Source organism: Kitasatospora papulosa (assembly GCF_000717245.1).
In the GTDB taxonomy this organism is placed as follows: domain Bacteria; phylum Actinomycetota; class Actinomycetes; order Streptomycetales; family Streptomycetaceae; genus Streptomyces; species Streptomyces papulosus.
Window position 1 is genome coordinate 563,395 of record NZ_JNYQ01000003.1, and the last position, 12,946, is coordinate 576,340.

At 73.4% G+C, this 12,946-nt stretch carries 13 protein-coding genes; 6 read left to right on the forward strand and 7 right to left on the reverse strand.

Annotated features, from left to right (window positions below; genetic code table 11):
* Positions 1-112: 112 nt before the first annotated feature.
* Complete coding sequence (locus IA22_RS0111000; RefSeq protein WP_030123494.1) at positions 113-790, reverse strand: uracil-DNA glycosylase; 678 nt, start codon at positions 788-790, stop codon at positions 113-115.
* Positions 791-979: 189 nt separating this feature from the next.
* On the opposite strand from IA22_RS0111000, the gene IA22_RS0111005 reads away from it, so the two are divergent.
* Both IA22_RS0111005 and IA22_RS0111010 read left to right on the forward strand, forming a co-directional pair.
* Positions 980-1,972, forward strand: coding sequence for an N-acetylglucosamine kinase (locus tag IA22_RS0111005; RefSeq protein ID WP_030123495.1), 993 nt, complete (start codon positions 980-982; stop codon positions 1,970-1,972).
* Positions 1,973-2,110: 138 nt separating this feature from the next.
* Positions 2,111-3,034, forward strand: coding sequence for a sirohydrochlorin chelatase (locus IA22_RS0111010; protein WP_106973247.1), 924 nt, complete (start codon positions 2,111-2,113; stop codon positions 3,032-3,034).
* Positions 3,035-3,133: 99 nt separating this feature from the next.
* Here the strand turns inward: IA22_RS0111010 and IA22_RS0111015 are convergent, their stop codons facing one another.
* From IA22_RS0111015 to IA22_RS0111030, 4 genes are all read right to left on the reverse strand, one after another.
* The gene (locus IA22_RS0111015; RefSeq protein WP_030123497.1) at positions 3,134-4,204 is read right to left on the reverse strand and encodes a lactonase family protein; all 1,071 of its coding nucleotides are present in this window, start codon (positions 4,202-4,204) and stop codon (positions 3,134-3,136) included.
* Positions 4,205-4,294: 90 nt separating this feature from the next.
* The gene (locus IA22_RS0111020) at positions 4,295-5,806 is read right to left on the reverse strand and encodes an FUSC family protein (protein ID WP_030123498.1); all 1,512 of its coding nucleotides are present in this window, start codon (positions 5,804-5,806) and stop codon (positions 4,295-4,297) included.
* 215 nt (positions 5,807-6,021) lie between these two features.
* Positions 6,022-6,513: a hypothetical protein gene (locus tag IA22_RS0111025; RefSeq protein WP_234318549.1), complete on the reverse strand. Its 492-nt coding sequence runs from the start codon at positions 6,511-6,513 to the stop codon at positions 6,022-6,024.
* Positions 6,514-6,556: 43 nt separating this feature from the next.
* On the reverse strand, positions 6,557-7,234 hold the full coding sequence (locus IA22_RS0111030; RefSeq protein ID WP_106973248.1) for a TetR/AcrR family transcriptional regulator: 678 nt from the start codon (positions 7,232-7,234) through the stop codon (positions 6,557-6,559).
* Positions 7,235-7,366: 132 nt separating this feature from the next.
* Between IA22_RS0111030 and IA22_RS0111035 the strand changes: the two genes are divergently transcribed.
* From IA22_RS0111035 to IA22_RS0111050, 4 genes are all read left to right on the forward strand, one after another.
* Positions 7,367-8,134: an SDR family NAD(P)-dependent oxidoreductase gene (locus IA22_RS0111035; RefSeq protein ID WP_030123501.1), complete on the forward strand. Its 768-nt coding sequence runs from the start codon at positions 7,367-7,369 to the stop codon at positions 8,132-8,134.
* Between the two features lie 151 nt (positions 8,135-8,285).
* Positions 8,286-8,765 carry an Lrp/AsnC family transcriptional regulator gene (locus IA22_RS0111040; protein WP_015576099.1) on the forward strand — a complete coding sequence of 160 codons (480 nt, stop codon included), beginning with the start codon at positions 8,286-8,288 and terminating at the stop codon, positions 8,763-8,765.
* Positions 8,766-8,788: 23 nt separating this feature from the next.
* Positions 8,789-9,478, forward strand: a complete 690-nt coding sequence (locus IA22_RS0111045) for an HAD family hydrolase (protein ID WP_030123502.1) — start codon at positions 8,789-8,791, stop codon at positions 9,476-9,478.
* A gap of 190 nt (positions 9,479-9,668) precedes the next feature.
* On the forward strand, positions 9,669-10,904 hold the full coding sequence (locus IA22_RS0111050; RefSeq protein ID WP_267882382.1) for a serine/threonine-protein kinase: 1,236 nt from the start codon (positions 9,669-9,671) through the stop codon (positions 10,902-10,904).
* An 8-nt stretch (positions 10,905-10,912) separates the two neighbouring features.
* Here the strand turns inward: IA22_RS0111050 and IA22_RS0111055 are convergent, their stop codons facing one another.
* Positions 10,913-11,905: an aldo/keto reductase gene (locus IA22_RS0111055; protein WP_014157709.1), complete on the reverse strand. Its 993-nt coding sequence runs from the start codon at positions 11,903-11,905 to the stop codon at positions 10,913-10,915.
* Between the two features lie 54 nt (positions 11,906-11,959).
* The gene (locus tag IA22_RS0111060) at positions 11,960-12,880 is read right to left on the reverse strand and encodes a glycoside hydrolase family 16 protein (protein ID WP_030123503.1); all 921 of its coding nucleotides are present in this window, start codon (positions 12,878-12,880) and stop codon (positions 11,960-11,962) included.
* Positions 12,881-12,946 lie beyond the last annotated feature (66 nt).

Below are 12,946 nucleotides of genomic sequence, written 5' to 3' on the forward strand. Positions count from 1 at the left end.
AAGGGGTCTTCTGCCCCTGGAGCGGGGACCTATGCGAGACGCCGGGCCGGGAGCCCGGGATGTGTCCGGTTCCGCGCGGCACGGGCTTGCGTCACGTTCCGCGCGGCACCGCTCACGGCAGACGCCAGTCCACCGGCTTCTCCCCCGCACGCTCCAGGTAGTCGTTGGCACGACTGAAGGGGCGCGAACCGAAGAAGCCCCGGTCCGCCGACATCGGCGACGGATGGGCGGACTCGACGGCGGGCAGATCGCCGAGGAGCGGCCGGATGTTGCGTGCGTCCCGTCCCCACAGCACCGAGACCATGGGCTTGCCCCGTGCCACCAGGGCTCGGATGGCCTGTTCGGTCACTCCCTCCCAGCCCTTGCCGCGATGGGCCGCGGGCTTGCCCGGTGCCGTGGTCAGCGCCCTGTTGAGCAGGAGCACTCCCTGCCGCGTCCACGGTGTCAGGTCCCCGTTGGACGGCCGGGGAAGACCGAGGTCGGAGTGCAGCTCCCTGAAGATGTTCTCCAGGCTGCCCGGCAGCCGCCGGACGTCGGGCGCCACCGCGAAACTGAGCCCGATGGCCATTCCCGGTGTCGGGTAAGGGTCCTGACCGACGATCAGGACACGTACGTCGTCGAAGGGCTGCTGGAAGGCGCGCAGCACGTTCGTCCCCGCCGGAACATAGGTACGGCCCGCCCCGATCTCCGCACGCAGGAAGTTGCCCATCTCGGCGATGCGGCCCGCAACGGGCTCCAACGCCTTCGCCCAGCCGGGCTCCACAAGTTCGCTCAACGGTCGCGCTGCCACGAGCGTCACTCTACCGGCCCACACGGCCCCGAGTGATCATGAGGCCCCCACCGGGCGGAACCGGGCGGTAGGGTGCCGGTCGTCGTCAGTCCCCCCACTCCCCCGGAGACCACGCATGAGGCGCGCAGGCGTTCGTCCGCCGACAACGGGACCCGTGATCCGCGTCGGCCGGGTACGGCGGTGGCTGCCGTGAGCGCCGGCAGGTTCGTCCTCGGCATCGACTCGGGCGGCTCCGGGCTGCGGGTGGCGCTCGCACCGGCGGACACGGGACGCGCGGCCTTCACCACCGTCTGCGCCGAGCCGGTGCGGACGGGTGCGGACGGCATCGACGCCGGACATCTCCTGGAACAGGTGCTGCCCGCTACCGGCGGACTGCTGGTGGAGGCCGGCCCCGGAGCGGTCGTCGACGCCGCGGCCGTCGGAGCGGCCGGAATGGCGACCCTCGGCGACCGGTTGCGGGCCGAGCTACCGAAGGCCTTCGCCGACTCGCTGGGCGTACGGCGGGTGGCCCTGGCCGCAGACGCCGTGACGGCGTACGCCGGAGCCCTGGGCGGTCGGCCCGGAGCGGTCGTCGCGGGCGGCACGGGCATGATCGCGCTCGGCACCGACCTGACCGCGTGGCGCAGGGCGGACGGCTGGGGCCACCTCCTGGGGGACAGCGGTGGCGGCGCCTGGATCGGCCGGGCCGGGCTCGATGCCGCGATGCGGGCCCACGACGGACGGCGCGGTGGTTCGCCGGCGCTGCTGGCCCGGCTCGAGGCGGTCCTCGGTCCGGCGACCGGGCTGCCGGGTCTCCTGTACCCGCGCACGGACCGCCCCGCGCTGCTGGCCTCCTTCGCCCCGGAGGTAGGGGCCTGTGCCGCCGGTGACGAGGTCGCGGCCAGGATCCTGCGGGAGGCGGCGGCGCACATCGCGGAGGCGGCGGCCGCGGTGTGCCCAGGCCCCACCGGCTCCGGTACCGACGGCTGCGAAGTAGCTCTGACCGGTGGGCTGTTCCGCATGGGCGAGCCCCTCCTCGGGCCGTTGCGCGGGGAGCTGGCCCGGCAGGTTCCGCACGCGCGCGTGGTCCCGGCGGAGAGCGACCCGCTGCACGGCGCCCTGGAGATCGCCCGGAGCCTCGCCGGCCCGGGGCTGCGACTGCCGCACCACCCGACCCTGCTGTTCGTACCGGGAGTAACGTAGGCGATTCGACCGCTCGGCTGTCGGGACAGAGCAGGCCAGTCACCATCCATGCCGCCCAACAGACATATACGGACAGATAACGCCTGACCGCCCCCTCCCCGAACAGGGGGGCACCCAAAACCAGTAGCATGCGGCGCCATGAGCACCCCCACTGGGCCCGCTTCCGGCCTGCCTGTACGAATGCCGCGACCTCGCCAGTCCGGACGGCACCGCCGCCCGGAGCCCGTGGTCGCACCTGAGGGCGCCGCCGCGCTCGTTCTCGCCCTTCCCGGTACCCCTTCCCCGGCCTCGCGCAGCCTGGCCGAGGAAGTCATCAGCATCGCCCGTTCCGAACTGCCCGGCCTGAACGCGCAGATCGGTTATCTCGACGGCGACGACGCCGAATATCCCACCCTTGCCTCCGTACTCACCCATGCCGCAGCCGAGCGCACCGCGCGCTACGAGCAGGCCACCGCCGCGGGCCGTGAGGTCGCCGAGCCCTCGGGCCCGTCCGCCGTCGTGGTGCCGCTGCTCGCCGGCCCGGACAGCGCGATGATCCGGCGGATACGGCAGACGGTCATGGACAGCGGCACACAGGCCGAGCTGACCGATGTGCTGGGTCCGCACCCGCTGCTCGCCGAGGCGCTGCACGTGCGCCTCTCGGAGGCAGGTCTGGCCCGCGCCGACCGCGCGAGGCTCTTCACCGTGGCCACCGCCGCCGACGGCATCGTGCTGGCCACGGTGGGCGGCGAGGAGGCCGTGCAGGCCGCCGGCATCACCGGAATGCTGCTGGCCGCCCGTCTCGCCGTGCCGGTGATGGCCGCGGCCCTGGACGTGGAGGGCTCGGTCGCCTCGATCGCGGCACAGCTCCAGGACTCCGGCTCCACCCAGCTCGCGCTCGCGCCGTACCTGGTGGGCCCCGAGATCGACGCCGCGCTCCTGGACGCCGCGGCCAAGGAGGCCGGCTGCGCGACCGCCGAGCCCCTCGGCGCCTACCCGGCCATCGGCAAGCTCGTCCTCTCGCTGTACGCGACGACCCTGGGGATCACCCCGGCGACTCCGCAGGGGGCGCAGGCGCACTGACGTGCGCCGCGGCCTCCGGTACGCCGACGGGGCGCGGACAGGCAGAACCTGTCCGCGCCCCGTCGGCGTACCGGAGGAAATCCGTCGTGTCCGACGCCGTCAGGCCAGGACCACGCAGGAGGCGGCCGGGACCTCGACGGACCCCGCGTGGACCGGGATGCCCGTCTCCGCGTCCACGGCGAACCAGCTGACGTTCCCCGAGTGCTCGTTGGCGGCGTACAGCCACTGGCCCGTGGGGTCGAGGGTGAGGTCGCGGGGCCAGCGTCCGCCGCAGCCCACGGCCGCCGCCAGGACGGCTTTCTCGGCCGTCTCGTCGAGGGTCAGGACCGAGATGCTGTCGTGCCCGCGGTTGGCCGTCCACAGGAACCGGCCGTCGTGCGAGACCACCACCTCCGACGGGTACGTCCGCGGGGCGTCGCCCTCGTCGTGGTCGTGCGGCAGCACCGGCGTCTCGCCGAGCGGTTCGAGGACACCCTCCGCGGCGCCCCAGCGGCACACGGTGACGGTCGGCTCCAGCTCGTTCAGGACGTACAGGTGTCCCCCGGCAGGGTGAAAGGCGAGATGGCGGGGCCCGGTACCCGGCCGGAGAGCCGTCTCGGTGTGCAGCCGCAGGGAGCCGGTGCCGGGGTCGAGGGCGCAGACACGTACGGAGTCCGTACCGAGGTCCACGCTCAGCACCCACGTCCCCGAGGGGTCGGCCAGGACCTGGTGCGCGTGCGGGCCCGACTGGCGGCCCTCGTCGGGGCCGTGCCCCTCGTGGGCCAGCCGCCCGGCGGCCGGACCGGGTGAACCGTCCTCCCGTAGAGGCAGCACGGTGACACCGCCGGAACCGTAGTTGGCCGTGAGCAGGTGACCGGCGGCGAGGGACAGATGAGTGGGACTGCTCCCGTCGACCGGCCGCACCTCACCGATCAGCCGCGGCGTGCCGTCGTCGTCCACCCCGAACGCCGCGACGGCACCGTCCGAGGTCTCGCTCACCGCGTAGAGCACGGTCGTGTCCGCCCCCGGAGCGCGGCCGACCGCGAGGAAGGACGGATCGGCCACGGCGTCCGTGGACGCGAGGAGTGACAGCGCGCCCGTGTCCCGGTCGACGGCGGCGACGGTGACACCGCGGCCGCCCGCCGACGTGAACGATCCTATGAATGCCCGCTGTGCGTGGTCGGCGCTCATCGCGCTACCCCTCTTCACGTCCGTCCCGATCTTCCCGGCCGACGGTAGCAGGCAGCGGTTTACGGGCCGGGCCGGAAACGGACGACCGGGTCAGGCGCCGACCAGCGGAGAACGCGGGGAGCTGTGCAGGGGCGCGGCAAGCTCCGCGAGCGCCCTCTCCAGACTGTGGAGGTGGGCCAGCGCGGGTTCGGCGACATGGACGGGCGCGAGGGCGCCTTCGACGGCGGCCGCCGCGCGGTACCTGCGCACCCGCGACGTCAGCGTCTCCACCGATGCCTCCACACGCCAGCAGGCGGCGGCCAGCCGGGCGTCGTGCGACGCCTCCGGGTCCGCCGCGACGGAGGCCAGCCCGCGCACCTCCCGTACGCAGACGTCGAGCAGCGCGAGAACCTGTCCGGCCCGGGCCCGGCGGGCGCGGAAGGGGCTCAGCGGATGTACGAGGGGGCCGAGCGACAGCCGCACCCGTCCGAGCAGCGCCTCCAGCTCGGCGACACGGGGGGCGGGGTCGGCGGTCGGCGAACCGGCGAGCCGGGCGGTGGCCTCGGCGGTGCAGGCGTGCACGCAGCGAAGGGCGCGCTGGATCCAGGCGTCCGTCGTGGCGTGTGTCGTGACCGGCAGGACGAGGAGCACCGCCACCGTGGCGCCGAGCGCCCCGGCGCCGGTCTCCACGAGGCGCAGCGCGAGCAGCGCCGGGTCGAGCACGCCGAGCAGCCCGTACAACGTCCCCGCCAGGACCGTCACCGAGAACATCATCCAGGTGTAGGAGACGGCGGCCGTGTAGAAGATCCCGAAGACGCCGAGCGCCACCAGGACCGCCGAGGGCAGCGCCGAGCCGTGCAGCGGCGCGATGACGAGCAGCCCGACGGGGATGCCCGCCAGCGTCCCGAGGACGCGGCGGAAACTCCGGACCAGGGTCTCGCCGCGCGACGTGGTGTTGACGAAGACCCACCAGGTGGCGCCCACGGCCCAGTACCAGCGCTCGCCGGAGAGGAACTGGCCCGCGAGCAGCGCCAGAGCCCCTCCCACCATCGCCTGGACGGCCTGCCGGGTGGTCGCCCGGGCCAGCCCGCGAGCGGCAGCCGGTGCGAGGACGGGGGCGGCGGGCAGCCGTCGCTCGTAGCACCAGAGCCCGAAGCGGACGGCGGAGGCGGCGAGCAGGGAGAGCAGGACGGCGGCGTACAGCTCGGGCAGTTGCCCCGGCAGGGTGTGGAGGAACTGCGTGATGAAGAACGCCATGAACGCGAACACCCCGAGCGAGTGACCTCGCGGCCCCCAGCGCCTGGCGTACACACCCGCGCCCATGACCGCGAGGAACGCGAGATCGCGGGCCACGGGGACATCGTGCAGCACGGCGGCGAGGGCGAGGACGGGGAGCCCCACGACCGGCAGCAGCGCCGTCGTGACCGCCTGCCCGCGCACGGTGGGATCGGTCACGGTGAAGAGGGCCAGCAGCGCCGCGAGGCCACCGGTGACGGCGCCGACGAGCGAGTGCCCGGCCAGCCCGCACACGATCACGGCCAGCCCGATACCGAGGACGGCCCTGGTCGCGTGGCGCAGCCGCAGCCACCCCGGATCCGGTGCCACGAACGCCCTCTTCAGCACAGTTTCCCGCCCCTTCACACGAAAAAGGGCGCCACGGAATCCGCAGCGCCATCGACCGTGTCATCACACCACGACGCCGACCCCTGGCTCAACAGATGCCCGCAGGACTGTGCCATTGGTACAGCGGATTCGCGCACACGCGAGCCAGGGATCGGCCAATGGCCGGGGCCGGCCGCGCGTTCCCCGCCGGGCGAGTGGGCCGCCCCGCGCGTCCGTCAGCGCCCGTACGCCGTCCGGCACAGATCGACGACCTCGGAGGACGCGACCCCCTGACCCGTCGCGCAGACGGTGCGCATGTCGTAGGTGCGCCGCGGCTGGGGCCGGAGGGGCACTCCCGCGCGGCGCGGCGGCGCGGTGCGGGCGGGAATCACGTGTCGCGGCCGGTCCCGGGCCTCCGCGCGGGCCGGCGGAACCACCGCGGCCGCCGGCCCGGCAGGGGCGCCGGAGCGCTTGCCCTTCCTCGGCTTCTTCCCGTCGGCGCGCTCCGGCTCCCCTTCCGCCTTCCCCAGGGCGTCATGGACGGCCGGGGGTGCGGAGGGCGGCGTGGACGCCTGCGCGGCGGGGGCGTTGCCCTGACGCCCGGACACCACGGGGGCGGGTCTCTGCGCCTCGGACTGGACGGAGACACAGCCGGCCGTACTCAGCAGGGCGACGAGCGCGAGGGACGCGGTCCGCAGGTTCATGCCCTGGTCAACGACGAGGGGCACGACCGGACACGTCGGCGGCCCCCGGTCGCGCGGACGCCGCCGCTCAGTCGGACAGCCCCGACCGGGCGAGGTCGAGTGCCCGGCGGATGGTGCGGGTCAAGGTGCCGTCATGCGGGCCGGCCCCCCACGCCCATTGCTCGACCGCGATGCGGAGCGCGCCGTTGAGGAGTGTCGCCTGCACCCGCGGTTCGAGGTCGTCGGGCCCGTGGCCGGTCCGCTCGGCGATGACCTCGGCGAAGACCAGCTCCGCGTCGTGGTGTACCTGGAGCCACACGGCGCGCAGTCCGGGCTCGGTACGGGTGAGCCGGACCAGGTCGCGCAAGGCCTCCGCGTCGGTGTCCGCCGAGGTGCCGGCGAGCGACGACGGCGTCCCCGCGACCGCCTCCGCCAAGGGCCGGTCCCGCGGCCACGACCGCATCAACGCGGTGACGAAGTCGAGCGCGTGGCTCAGCAGCGGGCGGACGCAGAGTTCCTTCGACGACGTGTAGCGCCACAGGGTCCGCTGCGAGATCCCCACGGCCGCCGCGATGTCGTCGGCGGTCGTCGCGGCCACCCCACGGTCGGCGAACAGGCGCACGGCCTCACGGGCGATCTCCAGCCGGGTGGCGGCCTTACGGCGTTCGGTCAGCGGAGGACGCCCGGGGCGGGGCCCGTCACCGGGCGCGCCCGCGTCGTTGGCCGAGGCAGGTTCTCGCGCCCCTGCGGCCCGCACGGTTCCCACGGCTTTCGGCCACCTTCCTTCCGGCTGCGCCCCATCGTAGTCAACCTTTTCACGTCACTCACCGCCTCTTTGGCAGAGCCCGCCATAAAAGGTAGCGTGCCTGCCCAGCCACCGAACACGAAGGAGCATCACGTGAGCGTCAACGCCAGCGGCCCGGGCCGCAGTGTCATCGTCACCGGCGCGGGATCGGGCATAGGCCGGGCGACCGCCCTGCTGTTCGCCCGGGAGGGGGCGCGCGTACTGATCGCCGACGTCGCCGACGCTGCCGCCCGGTCCGTCGCCGAGGAGGTGGAGCGGGCCGGCGGGACCGCGGTGACCGTGATCGGCGACCTCCGGGACCAGGCGGTGGTCGACCGCGTCGCGGAGACCGCGGCCGAGGAGTTCGGCGGGATCGACGTCCTCGTCAACAACGCCGGAGTCATGGACAGCATGTCGGCGGCGGCCGACACCGGCGACGACGAGTGGGAGCGCGTCATCGGCATCAACCTGACGGCTCCGTTCCGCCTGACGCGGGCCGTGCTGCCCCACATGCTCGCGGCCGGGAAGGGCGCCGTCGTCTTCACCGCTTCGGAGGCCTCGCTGAGGGGCAGCGCGGCCGGTGCCGCGTACACGGCCTCCAAGCACGGCATCGCCGGGCTGACCAAGTCGCTGGCCGTCATGTACCGGGACAAGGGCATCCGCTCCAACGCCGTCGCACCCGGCGGGACCGTCACCAACATCCGGGTCGACGCCGACCGGGGAGCCCACGGCCCGGCCGCCCTCGCCCCCTACCTGGGCAATGTCGGCTCGCCCGCACAGGCCGAGGAGCAGGCCGCTGCCATCGTCTTCCTCGCGTCCGACGCGGCGAGCAACATCAACGGGGCGATCCTTCCCGTCGACAACGGCTGGTCCGCCGTCTGAGCGCCCTCGCCGGCCGCCGTGCGGACCGGCCACGAGCAGGGGGCACGCCCGGACCGGCGGCGTACGGCACCCGCACCGGGTGCCGTACGCCGCCGTCGCCCCGGTTACAGTCGGGCGACCGATCACCGAGCCGTCAGGAGCACAGCCGGACATGGCGGTGGACGCCCTCGACACCCGCATCCTGCGGCTGCTCATCGAGCAGCCGCGTACCAGCGTGCGTGAGTACGCGCGCGTCCTCGGCGTGGCCCGTGGCACCCTCCAGGCCCGGCTGGACCGCATGGAGCGGGACGGGGTGATCACGGGGACGGGGCCCGCCCTCTCCCCCGCGGCCCTCGGCCATCCGGTGCTCGCCTTCGTGCACCTGGAGGTCACCCAGGGGCACCTGGACGAGGTCGGCGACGCGCTCGCGGCCGTACCGGAGATCATCGAGGCGTTCTCGACCACCGGCGGCGGCGATCTCCTGACCCGCGTGGTGGCCCGTGACAACGGGCACCTGGAGGATGTGATCCAGCAGCTGATCCAGCTCCCCGGCGTGGTGCGGACCCGGACCGAGGTGGCGCTGCGCGAGCGTGTCGCGTACCGGGTCCTGCCGCTGGTCGAGGCGGTGGGACGGACGGCGGGAACGCCCTGAGCGCCGTCGGGCATGCTGGGGCCATGAACACCCCGCGCCTCCCGGTACCGCCCGTCCTCTTCGATCTCGACGGCACCCTCGTCGACAGCGAGCCGAACTACTACGAGGCGGGACGCCGGCTCCTCGCCCGTCACGGCGTGAGGGACTTCAGCTGGGAGGACCACTCCCGGTTCATCGGGATCGGCACCCGGGAGACCCTCACCGTCCTGCGGGAGGAGTACCGCATCGAGGCGCCGGTGGACGAGCTGCTGGCCGGCAAGAACGCCCTCTACCTGGAGCTCGCCGGGGCCTCGACCGCCGTCTTCCCGGAGATGCGCGCCCTCGTCGAGCGGCTGCACGGGTGCGGGGTGCCGATGGCGGTGGCGTCGGGGTCGTCCAGGGCCGCGATCGCGGCCACGCTCGCGGTCACCGGGCTGGACGCGTACCTGCCCCAGTACGTCTCCGCGGAGGAGGTGGCGCACGGCAAGCCGGAACCCGACGTCTTCCTGGAGGCGGCCCGCCGGCTCGGTGTGGCTCCGGACACATGTGTGGTGCTGGAGGACGCCGTACCGGGCGTGCTGGCGGCCCACGCGGCGGGCATGCGCTGTGTCGCGATTCCGGAGCCCGAAGCGGGCGCGGACCCGGAGGTGTTCGGGAAGGCGGAGCTGCTGTTCCCGGACGGGCAGGCCGAATTCACCGCCACCGCGGTGTTCGACTGGCTCTCCACCGGGTGAGAACAGGCCGGTCCGGCACCGCCGTTGGCCGGATCGGGCGCTCCTTGCTCCGGCCGGGCGAACGGCGCTCCGGGGGACGGATATCCTGATCATGCCGCGCACCCTGACGCTGCCCACCGAGGCGATGAGCCCGACGGGGCCGCCGCCGCGGCAGTCGGAGACGGCCACAATTCGAGATTGGTGTGCACAGGTGCTGGTTGCTGGGCGGTACCGGCTGATATCCCCCATCGGCCGTGGCGGTATGGGTGAGGTGTGGCGCGCCACGGACGAAGTCCTGGGGCGGGCCGTGGCGGTGAAGCTGCTGCTGGGCGACCAGGCCGACGCCTCGTCGACCGCGCGCTTCCGCCTGGAGGCGCAGACGGCCGCGCGTCTGAGCCACCCCCACCTGGTGGCGGTGTTCGACTTCGGTTCCTGGGAGGACCGCTTCTACCTGGTGATGGAACTGGTCGAGGGCAGGAGCCTCGGGGACCTGCTGGAGGCCCAGGAGTCGGTCCACCCCGAGCAGGTCGCCCACATCGCGGGCCAGGCCGCCGCCGGTCTGGCCGCGGCGCACCGGCAGGGCATCGTCCACCGCGACATCAAGCCCGGCAACCTGATGCTGGACGCCGACGGGTCGGTGAAGATCGGGGACTTCGGCATCGCCCAGTTCGTCGACGATCCCTCGACGGCGCTGACGACGGCCGGGCACATCGTCGGCACGAGTCTGTACCTGGCCCCCGAGCGGGCTCTCGGCCGCACGGCCGATTCCGCGTCGGACATGTACTCCCTCGGCTGTGTCATCTACCAACTGCTGGCCGGCCAGCCGCCGTTCCGCTCGGACACGGCCACCGCGACGCTCTACCAGCATGTGGACACCCCTCCGGTGCCCGTCCGGCAGCGCGGGGTGGACATCTCCCCCGCCTTCGACTCGTATCTGCTCGGCCTGCTGGCCAAGAAGCCGGAGGACCGGCCGAGCGCGCAGCAGGTCTCCGACTGGTTCCGCACGGACGCCTGGCGCGGGCGGCCCGAGCCGCTTCCGCATCACGCGGCCGCCGCCCCCCGGCCCGCCGCACCGGCCGCGCGCACGCCGGCCCCGGCTCCCGGCGCTCCGGCCGGCGGGGGCTCGTCGACGTACCGGCTGCCGCAGGCCACCGGACGCAGACGGGCGGCTCCCGCGCCCCGTGCGTCCAGATCCGCGCCCCGGACGGGCACCACGCGCCGGATCAGCACGGGTGAGGCGATCAGGCGCCGCCCTCGCGTGGCGAGCGCCGTGGCCGGCACGGTCGCCTTCCTGGCGGCCGTCTATCTGGGAACGATCCTCTTCGCACCGGACACCGGAGTCGCCGACACCCCGGATCCCGGTTCCTCCCCCACGGCCGGGCTCGAGTCGCCCGCGGCCGACCCGGCGGTTGCTCCCGCCGGGGACGGCGACGAAGAGGATGACTGAGCCCCGGTTCACCAGCGGGGATGGACCTCCGCGCGGATCCGGCGGTCGTAGAGGTCGCGCACCGCGTCGAGGGTGCTCTGCGGAAGAGGCGGGAGCGCGGCGGCCGACGCGTTGGCGCGGGCCTGCTCCACCGAACGCGCACCGGGGATGACGCTGGTGACGCCCGGCTGCTGGATGATCCAGCGCAGCGCGGTCGCCGCCGGGGTGGCTCCTTCGGGGGCGAGTCCGGCGAACTCGGCGGCGGCGGCCACGCCGGTCGCGTAGTCGATACCGGAGAACGTCTCACCCTGGTCGAACGCCTCGCCGTGGCGGTTGTACGCGCGGTGGTCCTCGGGAGCGAAGACCGTGTCCGCGGTGTACCTGCCGGACAGCAGCCCCGAGGCGAGCGGGACCCGCGCGACGATGCCGACCCCCGCTTCGAGGGCGGCCGGGAGCACCTCTTCGAGCGGCTTGAGGCGGAACGGGTTCAGGATGATCTGGACGCTCGCCACCCCGGGCCTGGCGATGGCGGTGAGTGCCTCGGCGCAGGTCTCGACGCTCACGGCGTAGGCGGCGACGCGCTGTTCCGCCACGAGCGTGTCGAGGGCGTCGTACACGGCGTCCGAGGAGTAGACGGCCGTGGGCGGGCAGTGCAGCTGGACGAGGTCGAGGGTGTCGACGCCGAGATTGGCGCGCGAACGGTCGTTCCAGGTACGGAAGTTGTCGAGGACGTAGTTCTCCGGCAGCTGTTCGGCCCGGCGGCCCATCTTCGTCGCCACGAAGACGTCCGCGTCGGGCCTGTCCTTCAGGTAGCGGCCGATGAGCTGCTCGCTGCGGCCGTCGCCGTACACGTCGGCGGTGTCGAAGAAGGTGACGCCCGACTCGACGGCCGCGTCGAGGACGCCGAAGGCGTCGGCCTCCCGCACCTCGCCCCAGTCCCCGCCCAGCTGCCAGGTGCCCTGTCCTACGACCGATACGTCACGGCCGGTCCTGCCGAGTGTGCGTTGCTCCATGCGGATCATGCTACGTCGGCGGGCCGGACCGGCGGCGGTGTCCGCCGCCGGTCCGCTCCGCAGTCAGTCGCTCGTGGTCACGCGGACGTAGTCCACGACGAGTTGCTGCGGGAACGCGGTGCTGCCGTCCGGGTCGCCCGGCCAGTAGCCGCCGACGGCGAGGTTGAGGATGAGGAAGAACGGCTTGTCGAACACCCAGTCGTTCCCGTTGAGGTCCGCCGGGGTCCGCGTCTGGTAGACCGTTCCGTCGACGGACCAGGTGATGGAGTCGGGGGCCCAGTCCACGGCGAAGGTGTGGAAGTCGTCGGCGAAGGCGGCCCCGCCGGGGAGGGTGTAGCCGGCGCCGATACCGCCCGAGCCGGAGTAGCCGGGGCCGTGCAGGGTGCCGTGGACGGTGCCCGGTTCGAAGCCGACGTTCTCCATGATGTCGATCTCACCGCTGTTTGGCCAGCCGACGCTGCCGATGTCGGCGCCGAGCATCCAGAACGCGGGCCAGATGCCCTGCCCGCGCGGGATCTTCATCCTGCTCTCGACGTGCCCGTAGGTCGCGGTGAACTTGCCCGAGGTGTTGAGACGGGACGACGTGTACTCGCATGTTCCGTACCAGCACTGGTAGTTGCCGGGATTCTCCTTGCGGGCGGTGATGACCAGGTTGCCCTGGCCGTCGAGGGCGGCGTTGTCGTCGCCGGCCGTGTAGTACTGCCGTTCGTGGTTGTTGACGTTGTCGCCGGTCTCGGTGAGCCACTTGCCGCCGTCGACGGCGGACCCGGCGGGCCCGTCGAACTCGTCGGCGAAGGCCACGGCCTGCGCCGCTCGGGAGGCCGTGGAGGACGCAGCCGTGTGGGGGTCGGGTGCGGCCGAGGCTCCGGCGGGGAGTGCGGTCATGGCCAGGGAGCAGCAGAGCAGCGAGAGGGCGCCGTAGAGCGCCCTGCGGCGCATCCGCGAGGGACGGCGCGCGTCGTGGTGGGGGGAAACCACGGTCATCACATCATTTCGGGTGGGGGGATGGCGCTTCTGTGGGGGTAGTCGGCTCTCCGGGGAGTCGACGGT